13 protein-coding genes and 1 pseudogene are annotated in these 14163 nt (G+C 42.7%); 1 reads left to right on the forward strand and 13 read right to left on the reverse strand.

Translation table 11 applies throughout. From position 1 onward, the window contains the following. Window positions 1–15: 15 nt before the first annotated feature. From BANVL01_RS28195 to BANVL01_RS09350, 7 genes and pseudogenes are all read right to left on the reverse strand, one after another. A pseudogene (locus BANVL01_RS28195) lies at window positions 16–672 on the reverse strand (HAD family hydrolase); the annotation flags it as partial. Between the two features lie 69 nt (window positions 673–741). Next, window positions 742–1320, reverse strand: a complete 579-nt coding sequence (locus BANVL01_RS09325; RefSeq protein ID WP_066085839.1) for a uracil-DNA glycosylase — start codon at window positions 1318–1320, stop codon at window positions 742–744. 16 nt (window positions 1321–1336) lie between these two features. Then, window positions 1337–1855 (reverse strand): hypothetical protein, encoded by a 519-nt coding sequence (locus BANVL01_RS09330; protein ID WP_066085833.1) that lies wholly within the window; start codon window positions 1853–1855, stop codon window positions 1337–1339. Window positions 1856–1936: 81 nt separating this feature from the next. Continuing rightward, window positions 1937–2497 (reverse strand): sugar O-acetyltransferase, encoded by a 561-nt coding sequence (locus BANVL01_RS09335; protein ID WP_066085831.1) that lies wholly within the window; start codon window positions 2495–2497, stop codon window positions 1937–1939. A 75-nt stretch (window positions 2498–2572) separates the two neighbouring features. Further along, window positions 2573–3178, reverse strand: coding sequence for a hypothetical protein (locus BANVL01_RS09340; protein ID WP_066085827.1), 606 nt, complete (start codon window positions 3176–3178; stop codon window positions 2573–2575). A gap of 81 nt (window positions 3179–3259) precedes the next feature. After that, window positions 3260–4456, reverse strand: a complete 1197-nt coding sequence (locus BANVL01_RS09345) for a DUF2812 domain-containing protein (protein ID WP_066085826.1) — start codon at window positions 4454–4456, stop codon at window positions 3260–3262. After that, the gene (locus tag BANVL01_RS09350; protein WP_425311808.1) at window positions 4453–4788 is read right to left on the reverse strand and encodes a PadR family transcriptional regulator; all 336 of its coding nucleotides are present in this window, start codon (window positions 4786–4788) and stop codon (window positions 4453–4455) included. Before BANVL01_RS09350 ends, BANVL01_RS09345 begins: the two co-directional genes overlap by 4 nt. Window positions 4789–5029: 241 nt before the next feature. Here BANVL01_RS09350 and BANVL01_RS09355 point away from each other — a divergent pair, with 241 nt between their 5' ends. Continuing rightward, the gene (locus BANVL01_RS09355; protein ID WP_066085819.1) at window positions 5030–6685 is read left to right on the forward strand and encodes an FAD-binding dehydrogenase; all 1656 of its coding nucleotides are present in this window, start codon (window positions 5030–5032) and stop codon (window positions 6683–6685) included. Window positions 6686–7034: 349 nt separating this feature from the next. Here BANVL01_RS09355 and BANVL01_RS09360 read toward each other — a convergent pair whose 3' ends face one another. The 6 genes from BANVL01_RS09360 to BANVL01_RS09385 form a co-directional block, all read right to left on the reverse strand. Next, window positions 7035–7784, reverse strand: coding sequence for an ABC transporter permease (locus tag BANVL01_RS09360; RefSeq protein WP_066085816.1), 750 nt, complete (start codon window positions 7782–7784; stop codon window positions 7035–7037). Beyond that, on the reverse strand, window positions 7785–8546 hold the full coding sequence (locus BANVL01_RS09365; RefSeq protein WP_066085811.1) for an ABC transporter ATP-binding protein: 762 nt from the start codon (window positions 8544–8546) through the stop codon (window positions 7785–7787). A 171-nt stretch (window positions 8547–8717) separates the two neighbouring features. After that, window positions 8718–9059, reverse strand: a complete 342-nt coding sequence (locus tag BANVL01_RS09370) for a DUF1048 domain-containing protein (RefSeq protein WP_066085808.1) — start codon at window positions 9057–9059, stop codon at window positions 8718–8720. Between the two features lie 71 nt (window positions 9060–9130). Continuing rightward, a complete protein-coding gene (locus tag BANVL01_RS09375; protein WP_066085805.1) occupies window positions 9131–9451 on the reverse strand; it encodes a PadR family transcriptional regulator in 321 nt (106 codons plus the stop codon). A gap of 342 nt (window positions 9452–9793) precedes the next feature. Beyond that, a complete protein-coding gene (locus BANVL01_RS09380) occupies window positions 9794–12931 on the reverse strand; it encodes an SbcC/MukB-like Walker B domain-containing protein (protein WP_066085802.1) in 3138 nt (1045 codons plus the stop codon). Next, window positions 12928–14073, reverse strand: coding sequence for an exonuclease SbcCD subunit D (locus tag BANVL01_RS09385; protein ID WP_066085796.1), 1146 nt, complete (start codon window positions 14071–14073; stop codon window positions 12928–12930). Before BANVL01_RS09385 ends, BANVL01_RS09380 begins: the two co-directional genes overlap by 4 nt. Window positions 14074–14163: the final 90 nt, after the last annotated feature.

Consider the following 14163-nt stretch of genomic DNA (forward strand, 5'->3'; position numbering starts at 1 on the left):
ATCCCCTTCTCCTTTCAGTTTTTCTATTATTAACGGAATCTCACTTAAATCTTCAATAATAAAATCGGCTTTAACATCATTCCAATAGATATCCTTTTTCCAAATTGTTTTCATTCCAACTCTTCTGGCTGCTTTTATGTCATTTTCGGGATGATCACCAACATAAACACTTTCATTTGCTAATACATTGAGTTGCTTTAGCGCATTATCAAATATTTCGTGATTAGGCTTTTTCATGCCCTCCCATTCGGAAATAAGGATTGTTTCAAAATATTTTTCAATGCGCAAGGCAACAATATTGTCTAATTGGAACTGTCCCCTTCCATTTGTAATAACCCCTAAGAGTATGGATTTCTCCTTTAATGCTTCTAACATGCTGATTAAATTGGGAAAGGGTACACAATAATTCTTAAATTCTAGCAAATAATCTTGAAGCAGCACTTCCCATGTAATCCCCTTAATGTTAAGTTCAGCGATTAATTGCTGATACACCTTATCTTTCCAGACGTATCCACGAGAATCTAATTCTATAAATCTGAATGTATATAATTCTTTTGGAATATGCCCGAGCCAATTTTTCATGCGCTCATATTGGTCACCGATAAATTTTTGGACGGAAGCATCTCGATTTAATAAAGTGCCATCTAAATCAAATATTACTGCTTTAATCATGTTGCACTCCTTACCCTAATCTTAAAAGCGATACTTTAGTCGAACAAGTATCGCTTTTCCTTTTGTATTCTATGTTAGTTGATTTTGGTAATGTTTAGCAACTAATTTCCAATCCTCCACAAATGTTGACCAAAGATTTGGCCGGCGCCTGACAGCCAAAGGGTGGTAACCTACCGCTGTTGGGTACCCTTTCACTTGATGGATGGCGCCTCGAAGTGCCTTCACTTCTGCCTCATAATCTTGGAAAAAGGATTGAACCGCAACATTTCCTAAGCAAAAAATTAACTCTGGTTCTTTAGCCTTAAGCTGCTGCTCAAGATGAATCATACACGTTTGCCGAGTTCTTTCTTTATTATAAGCGCGTACTGGTTTTCTTTTTAAAATAAACGTCACGTACAAATCTTCCATCGTTAAGCCCACTTCAACAGCCGCCTGTTGCAGCGTTTGTCTCGTTCCACATACAATGGCGTTCCCTTCACGGTCCTCTCGTGCACCGGGATTATCCAAAATAATCATAATCGGTGCATTCGGGTTGCCTTCACCCCAGATCATTCGGGAACCATGCTGGTCGAGACCGCATTTACAGCAGTTTATTTGGTCCACTGGTGTAGGCTCTTCCGGCCAAAGAACTGGGCAAAATTCAGGCATTGATTTCCCTCCAGAATTAATCCTTATTACTATATTCTTGCTTTTCCTTTAAATATTCCTTTTCACATTTCAGCAGCATATAATTAACAGCGTTCCCTTCCTTCTTCTTCTTTTCAATCACTTCCCATTTGAGATCAGATAGTTTTAAATGCACTGCGACATTCGTGTTGTCCGGCTGTTTATATAGCAAATAGGCTTCAGATGGTTTTATGAACAATGTCGGCTTTCCGCGAGAGGCGACAATAAAATGTTGATGTAATGATTGATAATATTCATCGATTTCTTTCCCGCCATAGATAAGATTAGCAGCATCAAGTCCCTTGTCCGTAACCTCTATAAAGCTTCGATCATCTATGTCTAATTCCAGTCCGGTAATAATATCTTTCATAAGTGCTTTATTATATTTAAAATCTCGATTTTTCATATTTTCAATGCAATCAGGGGAAAGTCTAGGCAGCTCGTCAGCATTGGCTTCAATGGAACATAAACAAACGGATACGAATAGGCCAGCTATAATGGCAGTTGTTTTTTTCATCAAAAAAATCACCCCTCAATGTATGAACATATTATTCTTCATTGCGGGGTGATCTATACTGTTTGAAAGTCTTAATAAAAACTATAACTCAATATTTTTTATTATTTTAGCTGGATTTCCGCCAACGACAACATTATCGGGTACATCCTTTGTGACAACCGCCCCTGAAGCAATGACGACATTATCACCTATTTTAACACCAGGATTAATAATCGCTCCGCCGCCAATCCAAACATTATCACCAATTTGAACGGGCGCACCAAACTCAACGCCAGAATTTCTCTCTACTGGGTTCAACGGATGGCCTGCTGTATAAATATGAACACCCGGAGCAACCATACAATTCTTCCCTATCCGAATTTCACAAACGTCTAAAAATACACAATTGAAGTTGGCATAAAAGTTTTCGCCGACATGAATGTTGTAGCCGTAATCACAGCGAAAGGTTGGCTCTATGTATAAATTTTTTCCTGTTGAACCAAAGAGTTCTTTTAGGAGTTCTGTCCGTTCGCTTCCCTCAGTTTCTGTTGAAAAATTAAACAATCTTGTTAGTCTTCTTGCATTCTCCCGCTCTTTTACTAGTTCGGGATCGCCAGCAACATAAAGTTCACCGTTTATCATTTTTTCTTTTTCTGTTTTCATGGACATAGTCTCCTAATCTAAATTATTTTCTGCATCAGTTAATTATTACACGTCGGTTGAACAACAAATAACACGTTAGCGTTTTCTTCTTGCATATCTTACACCTAACACCAATAATACAGCAGCTGCTGAAATAATAGCAGGTAAAAACTTGGATTGATTTTTTTCCTCACTTGGCTGATTTACATCAGTGACTGCTTTTACCTTGTGCTCAGTATTTACTATCGTTTCTTGTTCCTCATGAAGGTACTTTTCATAAAAAGCTCGAACGGTTTCGCTCTGGTCATCTACTTTTCCATTTTTCACTTGAATCATCCCGTTGGGTCCGGCCACTGGGGTAAGAAACTTAGAACCCTTTTTTTCTAAAAATAAAAGAAGTTCTCCACCCTGCTGTTGGAAATCATCCACCCAGCCATTATCGTTACCATCGATGCCAGCAATAATTGTGGAAGGTATATCTTGACCTTTAATAACCTTGGAAACCTTAAATTCCAATCCGTGAAATGGGATCTCCCCCGAAACAGGATTACTGCTAAAATCATATTTTCCAAGTACGATCACTTCAGCTCGATCAACAACTTCCTGTGGATCCAACAAAACCCAACTTGTCGCAAAACCTCGTGAACTAAATACCGGTAAACTAAGCAAGAGAACAAAAATGAAAAAATAAATCCTCCGCATACGCATCGCCCCGCTTTTTTATTTTTTTTATAAGTATTGCAGGTCACTAGTAGTAGTCCTATCTTTTGATACAAATCATGGTCATACCGTTTTTTTAAGTCGAAAGTAATAAAGCCAAGTCCTGATCGTGTAAGAACCAAATGAAAGGATAGCTATCACCATGATAATCAAAGTCATAATACGCAATTTATCCACTTGGTTATGAATGAACAAATCGAATCCTATGCCTAGATTTAATAGATAGGCAATAATTAACGGAAGAAAAAGACATGAATAAGCGATTGCAATTTTTCTTGCATGTTTTAATTGATCGGTTTTTTCGCTGTAGATTTGCGGCCGCTCTTCCCCCTCTTTATACTCACGACTCCATAGCGACCATTTTTGGATCGATCCTAAGGAAGCAAACACGCTTTTCCAGCCTGCTTCTCTTTGCATCTCAAAGTAACTCTCATCAGCAATATTTTGGTAATCCGCACAATAGCTTACCTTCCGCTGACGTCCTATTAAGAAACGAAAGACCGTTCCTGTCTTGCTGACACGATAGAGATTATATCCTTGTTCTTCCATTTCCTCGAGCCACTGCTCAAGCTTATCTGGAGCATACATCCAGCCAAGCTTTCGTTTCACAATTAGCTGTCCTGAACGCTTCAACTGCTTTTCTTCCGCTTTGCTAAGTTTGCCCTCAGGCTGCGTCCCAAAGTGAAGGTCATCTCTAGGCTTTTCTTTAATTAGATTTTTATTGGTCCTATGAATTTTTATCATAGAATAAAGGGCAAGGACGAAAATAGCTATTACAGCACCAAAATACAAATACGTAAAAATCCAATAGGGGCTATCTACCACTTCAACCTGAGAATCTGAAGAAATGAACATCATTCCAAATATACTCAGAAAAAACATCGCCACAATTGAAAAATAACCAACTATACCGCCGAAAATATACATGATAATTCGATTATGTTTGATAATGCCTTCTCGAACGGGGGAAGACTTAATTTGCTCACTCGGCTTTTCAATAGACGTTACAAACCAGTGGCCAGTCCGCAAAACCTTTGTCCAGCCCTCTGCTAATAACCCTCTTGAAAGTGACTCCCCCTGCATTTTATCAAACCCGATTCGGTATGTTAACTTTTTAGGTTCGTCTTGTAGAAAGAAAAAGCACCGAGTTACTCGATTGATCTTTATTAAAAAATAACCATTTTCAGCCATAGACGAGAGCCACTTTTCCGTTTTTTGAACATCATAGCTCCAGAATGGTCTCACTACTTTTTTAATCATAAAAAATCCCCCTCGAATTTCAACGCATTCTGATGCAGCTCTTTAAGTCTATTAATTTCAGAGATGATTAATTTTTTTCCAATTTCAGTTACTTCATAAACAGTCTTTCTTTCCTCATCGGCGAAGACAGTGATAATCCCATCCTTCTGCATTTTTGTCAACGTACCGTACACCGTACCCGATCCCAATTGAATCCTTGAGTTAGTGATTTCCTCAACATGCTTAACAATTCCGTATCCATGGCGAGGTTCGGTTAAGGAAAGGAGAATATAAAACGCCGTTTCCGTCATCGGTATATACTTTTTCAAGACCTTTTCAATCTCCAAAATCATCACCTCACAAGTTTGATTTTAAAATCATGTCGCACATAAACATGTCATATCGCGACTATATCACAACGTGACATATTATTCAAATCATTCTTTACTAAAATTGGTAAAATATTTGTTAGTAGTTTTTTATATGGTAGACAGGTGTTTACTCAATGCTTAAAACAACAAATTAAATTGTGTTATAATTGTGAATATTGGAATTTCGTGAAATGCGTACTTACCCATTAAGGAGGAACAGAATTTGAGATTTGATGTGATTGTGGTTGGGGCTGGGCTTGCAGGGTTAGTTGCAACAGCTGAACTTGCGGATGCGGGAAAGAAAGTGCTCCTTTTAGATCAAGAACCTGAAGCCTCTCTTGGCGGGCAGGCCTGGTGGTCGTTCGGTGGGTTGTTTCTAGTCGATTCACCCGAACAAAGAAGAATGGGAATAAAGGATTCCCATGAGCTTGCCTGGCAGGACTGGTTAGGATCGGCAGCGTTTGACAGAGAAGAAGATGAGGATTATTGGGGTAAAAAATGGGCGCAAGCATATGTTAATTTTGCTGCCGGTGAAAAACGCGAATGGTTATATAATATGGGCGTCCGTTTCTTTCCGGTGGTGGGTTGGGCTGAGCGTGGCGGTAATCTTGCTGATGGCCATGGTAACTCCGTACCGCGATTTCATATTGTTTGGGGAACAGGACCTGGCCTTGTTCGGCCATTTGAGGAGAGAGTCCGAAAAGCGATGGCAAATGGTCTTGTTGACTATCGTCCAAGGCACCGTGTCAATAAATTAATCACTGAAAATGGCGCCGTAATCGGAGTCAATGGTGATATTCTGATTCCAAGTTCAGTCGCACGGGGAGAAGCAAGTTCTCGTGAAAAGGTTGGAGATTTTGAGTTTCACTCGCAAGCCGTGATGGTAACAAGCGGCGGCATCGGCGGCAACCACGAACTTATCAAAAAACATTGGCCAGAAAGGCTCGGGGCTGCACCGAAAAATATGATATCAGGGGTGCCGGAGCATGTTGATGGAAGAATGCTGTCTATTACAGAACAAGCTGGCGGCCGAATCGTCAATCGTGATCGGATGTGGCACTATACAGAAGGCATAAAAAATTGGGGACCGGTATGGCCGATGCACGGGATTCGCATCCTTCCGGGACCTTCATCCATTTGGTTCGATGCAAAAGGAAAGCGTTTTCCGGCACCAAACTTTCCAGGCTTCGACACATTAGGAACCCTTGATGCAATCATGAAGACTGGTTATGATTATTCCTGGTTCATATTAACGCAAAAAATTATTGAAAAAGAATTTGCCTTATCAGGGTCGGAGCAAAATCCTGATTTAACTGGGAAGAGTATTAAAAAGGTGTTGGCTCGTGTCCTGCCAGGCCCGACAGCACCGGTAAAAGCATTTATGAACAAAGGTGAGGATTTTGTTATCGCCAACACGTTACCGGAACTAGTTGCCGGGATGAACAAGCTCACCGGGGAGAACTTACTTAATCTTGAGGAGATTGAACGGCAAATTCTTGCAAGGGATCGCGAGATTGATAATAAATTTACGAAAGACCTGCAGATAACGGCGATGCGCGGCGCACGGAATTATTTGGGCGACAAACTGATTAGAGTGGCTTCACCGCATAAAATTCTCGATCCAAAGATGGGGCCATTAATCGCTGTTCGTTTAAATATCGTTAGTCGTAAAACGCTTGGCGGGCTGCAAACTGATTTATTCGGCAGAGTGCTAGATTCCTCTGGAAACCCGGTTCCTGGTCTATACGCTGCCGGCGAAGTTTCCGGGTTTGGCGGAGGCGGGATTCACGGCTATCGCTCACTAGAAGGAACTTTCGTTGGAGGCTGTTTGTTTACGGGAAGGCAGGCGGGGCGTGCACTGGCGAAGGAATTGGGGTAAAAAGCGAAAAGGCTGTCTCTAAATTTTGAGGCAGTCTTTTTGTTCATTTTTGTAAAAATAGTTAGGGTAGATTTTTCGATTCGCTGATAAAATCCATTATTCGCTGATAAATGGTGTGGATTCGCTGATAAATTTGCAGAATTCTCCAATAAAAAGTTAATAATAAAAGCAAAATTTTATTCCAGAATTTCGCCCGATTGTTGAATAACATGAAGGTGTTATATCGACAATGGCTACCTTGAGAACATGACAAATAATTAAAGCACGGATAATTTTTTCCGTGCTTTTTCAAACATATATTTCATTTCGGAAGATTTAGTTGCCACGAGACACCGAACCGATGGTGTACTTACCCTAACTGGCGTTTAAATGATTTACTGGCGAAGAAGTAAGCGATAACTATGATGCCGACGCACCAGGCAAGCGCGATCCAGATATCGTTGCCAACAGACCCTTCATACAAGAGGGCACGAATCGCATTCACGATTGAAGTCACGGGCTGGTTCTCAGCGAACGCACGGACTATTTTTGGCATGGTTTCGGTGGGGACAAAGGCCGAACTGATAAACGGCAGGAAAATCAGCGGGTACGAGTAGGCTGTCGCCCCTTCCATAGACCCCGCTGTCAATCCGGGAATGACCGCCAGCCATGTCAGCGCCAGCGTAAAAAGCCCGAGTATCCCAGCTACCACGAGCCAATCCAGGATACCAGCACTGGAACGGAAGCCCATCAAGAGCGCAATGAGGATAACCACCAAGACAGTAAGCGCATTGGAAACAAGCGAAGTCAACACGTGAGCCCACAATACCGATGAGCGCTTGATGGGCATGGTAATGAAACGCGCCATCAGTCCGCTCTTTACATCGTTAAACAGCCGCAAGGAAGTGTAAGCGACGCCGGAAGCGATAGCCATAAGCAAGATTCCCGGCAATAAATAATTGACGTAGTTGTCCGTGCCTGTCTCTATAGCGCCGCCAAATACGTATACAAACAACAACATCATCATAATCGGCGTAATCGCAACCGTGATAATCGTATCCGGGCTGCGCATGATGTTGCGCATTAAACGCCCTAGTAATACTCCTGTTTTGCTTTTCATTTATATCTCCTCCTTTTTGCCGATGATCGCGAGGAAAATTTCCTCTAATGTCGGCTGCTTCTCGATGTACTCCACTTTAGCTGGCGGGAACATCACTTTGAGTTCGGTAAGGGTACCGGTCGTGATAATTTTTCCGCCATGCAGGATGGCGATACGGTCCGCCAGTTGTTCGGCTTCCTCGAGGTACTGGGTCGTCAGCAAGATCGTCGTGCCGCCGCCAGCAAGTTCCTTGACGGTATCCCAGACTTCAATTCGCGCTTCGGGGTCAAGCCCTGTCGTCGGTTCGTCGAGAAAAATGACTGCTGGCGTCCCGATCAGGCTCATGGCGATGTCAAGCCGGCGCTTCATCCCCCCGGAATATTTGTCCGCTCGGCGGTTGGCCGCGTCACGCAGGCTGAATCTTGCAAGCAGATTGTCGGCGACTTGAGCGGGATGGGAAACTCCCCGCAACTTGGCGATCATCATCAGGTTTTCCAGCCCAGTGTGCATGCCGTCTAAAGCTGCGAACTGCCCTGTCAGGCTGATGCTCTGGCGAACCTGATCCGGTTGACGCTGGACGTCAAAGCCGCAAATACCTACTTCGCCGCCATCGGGCTTCATTAGCGTCGAGAGGATGTTGACCGTCGTCGTCTTGCCCGCTCCATTTGAGCCCAGCAGGGCGAAAATTTCGCCACGCTGCACCTCAAAATCCACCCCCTTTAAGACTTCCTTGTTTTTAAAGGATTTTTTTAACCCTTTTACAGAAATCGCTGCATTGTTCATACTTTTTTCCTCCTTATAAAATGCGCCTTTTGGTGCTAGATTGCCTACACTCTCCTATTTAGTCTGACTGATAATCTGTATGACTTAGTACCTAGTTGAAAAAATAACTGAATAACGAAGGCGGCAATTCACATTTGTAACCAGCTATTCAGTCGGTATTATCTATTGAATTTATTTTTTTCCCAATCGCTTCATGATACTCTGATTCAAATCTTCACGATACTTGGCGACATAGGTTTTAGCGTTTGCCACTAGTTCGTCGGCAAAGGACGCCACGTCGTCCCCAGTGATTTCCAGCACTTGTCTGCCTTCCGCCGCACCGGATTCGAACAACTCGATTAATTCATACTGCATGTGCAGCATATCCATCCCATTGCCCGCTGCGAACTTCCACATATAGTTTTGGATTTGCTTAAATACAAACTGGAAGTCCTCTGGAAGGGCTTCAACCCGTGCCATCATCATCTTGTATTCTTTTTTATCACCAATCAATTTTTTGAACATTTCCATCATGTTATTTTTCCTCCTTTTTTATAAAGCTGAACAAGACACTCCAAAAATATCGCACGTAATATCTTATGAAGCTAGATTGTCTTCAAGACGTTGATTTTTGATGATACAAAATCCCACTTTTTCCAAAACAATTCAAGTTCCTGACGGCCAGCCTCATTAAGTGAGTAAAACTTGCGGGGCGGTCCCATATCTGACGGTTTCTTTTCTATGCTCACGAGTTTTTTCTTTTCTAATCGCACGAGGATGGTGTAGACCGTCCCTTCCACGACTTCGGTAAACCCAAGCTCGTTCAGGCGGCGGGTAATCTCGTAGCCATAGGTTTCATGGCGGCTGATGATTTCCAGCACACAGCCTTCCAGCGAACCCCTCAGCATTTCAGTTAAATTATTCATATTCAGAGCCACCTCTATTCTGTCTGACTTATATTCAGTATAACATAGTACCGAGGTAAAAATTTTTACTTAATAGCTTTTGGGAAATCCCGCTATTAAGTATTGCTTATTACAGGTACATTGTAACACCGAGTAGCAGGGGGTGTCAACTATTTCTTTTTTCGCAAATAAAAAGAAAAAGTCGCATTACAGCGGTTCTTTTCCTTGGTTTGAATAGACATAAAGGCGCGCATTTCTTAAATTTGCAGATAAAATAACAATTTTTCACGATTTCTCTCAAATAATAAAAGAGTATGTCCCAAAGGCATAATCCCAGGGAGATACTCTTATTTTGCCAAAATCCTAATTCGTAAACATAAATTCGGTCCTGCTCCCGGTCTGATCGGCAATAACCTCGAGCCGCACATCAATCCGTTCCTTTAGTTCCGGTACGTGTGAAATGATGCCTACTAAACGGCCGCTGCTTTGGATATCCATTAATGCTTCAATTGCCTGGTCCAATGATTCAGGGTCAAGCGTGCCGAATCCCTCATCAATAAACATCGTTTCCAAAGATACGCCGCCGGCATAATTTTGCACCACATCTGCCAGTCCCAAAGCCAGAGATAATGAAGCTTTGAAACTTTCCCCGCCCGATAACGTTTTGACATGTCGTTCCTGCCCCGTATATTGATCAAATACCAGCAATTCCAAACCGCTCTGGGCATTTCCTTTTGCCCGGTCTGTTTTTCGCAGCAATTGAAACCGCCCTGAGGTCATTTTTCGTAAGCGCACATTGGCTTCTCGTAAAATATCATCTAAGAAAGCCGCAAGGACATAACGTTCAAAGGTAATTCGGAAGTTATTTTGCCCCTTGGTAATTTCGTAAAGGTGACCAATTAACTTGTACCTTTCTTCGAGAACCTTCATCTGCTCATTCAAGCTTTCCACCCGGGTATAAATTTCTTCATTATCCCGTTTTTTAACGAAAAGATCTGTGTGATGCTGGGTTAGTCCCCCGATTTCGTTAGTCAGCTTTGCAAGCTCTAGCTTTAATCCCTCGACATCGGGAGTTTTCACATCTGCCAATAGTTCTGTTAATTCTTCTAATCGGTCCGAAACCGAACGTAACTCTTCGCGATAGCTGCGAATTTCCGCTTCAAGACCGCGAATCTCTCCTTCTGTCCGTTTAGAAGCAGCATAGAGACCATATTTTTCAAAGCCCTGCTCGGATAGCTTATTTATAAAGATTTCACGTTCTCTGTCAAGTTCCTGAAGTTTACTGGCATAGTGCTTTTCTGCATCTACTAATCTTGCTGTCTCATTTGAAAGTTTTTCTTTGACTGCTTGTACGTGCTGCTGGGCAGCTTCGAGCTGTTTAACAAGCTGTTCATGGCGCTCTTTCGATGTGGTTAGCGCTTTTTCATATTCCGCTTCCGACCGCAGATGCTCGGGAATGACGCTCATCATTCTCGTCAAATTTGTTTTCCTTTCGGTATATTGCACCGTTAAATCCGTCACTTCTGCCGATAATTGTTGAATCGCGTTTTGTAAAGCGGCTTTTTCGGATTCCCGTTTCTCTAGGTCTATTTTTACTTGCCCAAGCTGCGTAATCTGCTTAGCCAGGTTCGTTTGCATTTGAATTAGAGAGTTTTTCGCCGTAACAACTTCTGCTTTCACATCTGTTAAATCCGTTTCAGTAAAATTCAAACGGTACGTACGAATTTCCGCGAGCATTTCCGCAACGGCTTCCTCTTGCGTTCGTACGGCTGATTGACCTTGATAAAGCTTTGCCTCATCTGCTGCCTTTTCTTTTTCCCATTTGCCAAGCTGATCCTTTGCTGCCTTCAAATCTTCTTCGTTCGGCATGCTGCCATCATGCTGTAAAGCAGGCGTTGGATGGTCCACGGATCCGCATACTGGGCATGCTTCCCCGTCATGAAGTCTTGAAGCTAACAATGAGGCCTGACCATGAAGCCATTTTCGCTCCATGTCCTCTACAAGTGCCTTTGCATCGATAAACTTCGCAGCCGTATTTTCATAGCGGTCTGTGATTCCTTTAAGATTTTGCTCAGCCAAATGCTTGCGTCCGAGGACTTTTTCAAATTTTTCACAGCGGTCTAGCTCCGCTTGTAGTTTTTCCACTTGCCTTTCAATTTCTAAATAGGTTAGCTGCCCCTTTTCGATCTCGGCCTTTTGCTGAAGAAGAGATTTCACCATTTCTTCATTTTGTTCCACATTTCTTTCTGAGGTCTGCAGCTTTTCTTTGGCCGTTTTTAAAAAAGCCCCCTTCAATGCCGTCTCTTTGACCAATGCGGCATACGAATAGACATCGTCTTTCATATTGACTAAACGATTCGCCTCTTCTAGCGCTGCCTGCCGCTCGCCTTCTCGTTCCAGCTCTTTTTGCAGCTGCTTTTCATGCTGTGAAGCAAGCCCGTTCAAGCTTTCGATTTTCACTTGGAGCGACTTTACATTTGCCTCCAGCTGGTCAGCATCACGCTTTAAGCGATGGCAAAGCTCCTCCTGCTTAGCCAATAAAGTCGCTTTTTGCGCTCGTTGAACCTGCTCTTCTTTTTCTGCAAATAATTCTTTTTGAGATTCTAGCTGGACTTTTTTCTCCTTCAATACCTCTTTTGTTTGCATTTGCTTCAAAATCGCTTCTGCTTCAAAAAGCTGACCCTTTAGCCGGTCCTGCTCCTGAACTTTGGCTTTTAATTGGCTGTCCAGTTGTTCGAGCAATTCGCCCATACCGGATATTTCGGTTTGTAAAAGCGGTATGATGATGGTGTCATTCACACTTCCCGCTTCAAGGTAATCACGGAGTTCTTGGTTTGTCACTGCTTGTATGCGGCGAATCGCTTCATTTCGTGCCTGCACCTGGTCCTCAACTGACCGTTTCAGCTCAGTTGCTTCTAGCTTCAGCTTTTCTTCGACCATTTTATAAAGCTGTGTATGGAACAGCCGCTGAAGGATGACTTCTTTGTCCTTGCTGTCAGAGGTTAACAGCTTACGGAATTCCCCCTGCGGAATCATCAATATTTGCCGGAATTGGTTGGCATCAATCAGCATGATTTCCTTAATTTTTTCCTCGACATCGCTGATTTTCGAAGCAATTAGTTTTCTCTCGCCATTAGCGTTCCAGCTATATAATTCAGCTTTTGCTCCCAACTGGGTATAGCCTTCCCCCTTGTCCTTCTTCTTCAGCTGCTGGGGTGACCTGGTAATCGAATACACCTTGTTCCGAAGTGAAAAATCAAGAGAAACCTCTGTTAACAGGTTGTCAGCGGCAAATTGGCTGCGGAGCTCAGGGCCATTACGATCCTCCCCACTCGCTTTTCCATAAATCGCATAAGTAATCGCATCGAATATCGTGGTTTTCCCGGAACCGGTTTTTCCGGAAATCACAAACATCGTCCGGTTGCCGAGCGCGGTAAAATCAATTGATTCACTGCCTGCATATGGGCCAAATGCCTGCATCGTCAGTTTTAACGGTTTCATTTCAACCCCTCCTCTCTTAGCACTTTTTCGATTACTGCAGCCATTGCTTCTTTTTTATCCAGTGTAAATTCAGAAGTGGTCATCTCTGCGTAAAATTGTTCGAACAACTCAATCTCCGACTTCTTTTCATTACGAATCGCGTTGAAGGATTGTTTCTTCTTCAAATCGGTAAGATCAATTTTTCGTTCCAGGTGGAGGACATGCGGGTATATTTGCCGCAATTTATTAATCGGATCAATCAATGCCCCCTCATCCAACAAGGTGATTTTTAAATAATCCTCGATTCGTTCTTTTTCATAAAATTGGGGATCTAGCAATTCCTCCAAATGCCCTTCTAGCTCTCGCATATCATGTTTTGGTGTGAGCGAACGGTAACGATGGGTAAAATCCCCTTTTTCATTCATCTCAATAATTGAAATCGACTTTCTTTGTTTTGCTTCGGAAAAAGAATATTTTAAGAGAGAACCAGAGTATTTCACTTTATCATGGTTAATGGCATCGGGACTGTGCAGGTGGCCAAGTGCAGTATAGGAAAACGGTTCAAACAATTCGGCACCCACGCATCCCGACCCACCTACGGATAATATTCGTTCAGAATCAGAAGTTTGGCCGCCTAAGACAAAGGCATGTCCAACTAAAACGTTCGGCTCATTCGGATTAATCGTTTCTTCCATTTTTCCGATCAGCGCTTTCATCGCATCCTGATGGGAGTGAATCGAATCATCCTCAAGCAGCTGGCGGACGAGGCCTGGCTCTGCGTATGGAACGAGATAGAAATTCACTCCATTGATTTGCACCGGCTTAAAGCTGTTGCTTAATTTTCCTGATAAATAGAATTGACTATGCTTATACCACGAGCTGCCAAACGAGAGTCTTTCTGCACTGTCATGATTTCCAGCGATTGCGACAACTGGCGTTTTTAGCTCGACATTAATTTTAAAAAGAATGTCATCTAGTAATTCAACGGCATCCGTTGGCGGCACGGAACGGTCATAAAGATCACCTGCAATGACCACAGCGTCCGGCTTCTCTTCAGCGACGATTGCCACAAACTGCTCAAGTGCTTCCCGTTGATTCTCGGTCATATAAACACCATGAACTAATTTACCTAAATGCCAATCAGCGGTATGGATAAATTTCATCTACTTCACCCCAGTTATTTTTCTGTGTTTTTTTCCAATACTATTATTATAACAAAATACCATTATGAAAAGATTTGGAAATTCTATGGA

This window comes from Neobacillus novalis NBRC 102450 (assembly GCF_001591805.1).
In the GTDB taxonomy this organism is placed as follows: domain Bacteria; phylum Bacillota; class Bacilli; order Bacillales; family Cytobacillaceae; genus Neobacillus; species Neobacillus novalis.

What these genes read in the sequence shown, in the direction of transcription:
- BANVL01_RS09345 (WP_066085826.1), bottom strand. Translation starts at nt 4,456, where the DNA reads ATGATTAAAAAAGTAGTGAGACCATTCTGGAGCTATGATGTTCAAAAA.
- BANVL01_RS09365 (WP_066085811.1), bottom strand. Translation starts at nt 8,546, where the DNA reads ATGAACAATGCAGCGATTTCTGTAAAAGGGTTAAAAAAATCCTTTAAA.
- BANVL01_RS09340 (WP_066085827.1), bottom strand. Translation starts at nt 3,178, where the DNA reads ATGCGGAGGATTTATTTTTTCATTTTTGTTCTCTTGCTTAGTTTACCG.
- BANVL01_RS09325 (WP_066085839.1), bottom strand. Translation starts at nt 1,320, where the DNA reads ATGCCTGAATTTTGCCCAGTTCTTTGGCCGGAAGAGCCTACACCAGTG.
- BANVL01_RS09330 (WP_066085833.1), bottom strand. Translation starts at nt 1,855, where the DNA reads ATGAAAAAAACAACTGCCATTATAGCTGGCCTATTCGTATCCGTTTGT.
- BANVL01_RS09350 (WP_425311808.1), bottom strand. Translation starts at nt 4,788, where the DNA reads ATGATTTTGGAGATTGAAAAGGTCTTGAAAAAGTATATACCGATGACG.
- BANVL01_RS09360 (WP_066085816.1), bottom strand. Translation starts at nt 7,784, where the DNA reads ATGAAAAGCAAAACAGGAGTATTACTAGGGCGTTTAATGCGCAACATC.
- BANVL01_RS09380 (WP_066085802.1), bottom strand. Translation starts at nt 12,931, where the DNA reads ATGAAACCGTTAAAACTGACGATGCAGGCATTTGGCCCATATGCAGGC.
- BANVL01_RS09335 (WP_066085831.1), bottom strand. Translation starts at nt 2,497, where the DNA reads ATGAAAACAGAAAAAGAAAAAATGATAAACGGTGAACTTTATGTTGCT.
- BANVL01_RS09370 (WP_066085808.1), bottom strand. Translation starts at nt 9,059, where the DNA reads ATGATGGAAATGTTCAAAAAATTGATTGGTGATAAAAAAGAATACAAG.
- BANVL01_RS09375 (WP_066085805.1), bottom strand. Translation starts at nt 9,451, where the DNA reads ATGAATAATTTAACTGAAATGCTGAGGGGTTCGCTGGAAGGCTGTGTG.
- BANVL01_RS09385 (WP_066085796.1), bottom strand. Translation starts at nt 14,073, where the DNA reads ATGAAATTTATCCATACCGCTGATTGGCATTTAGGTAAATTAGTTCAT.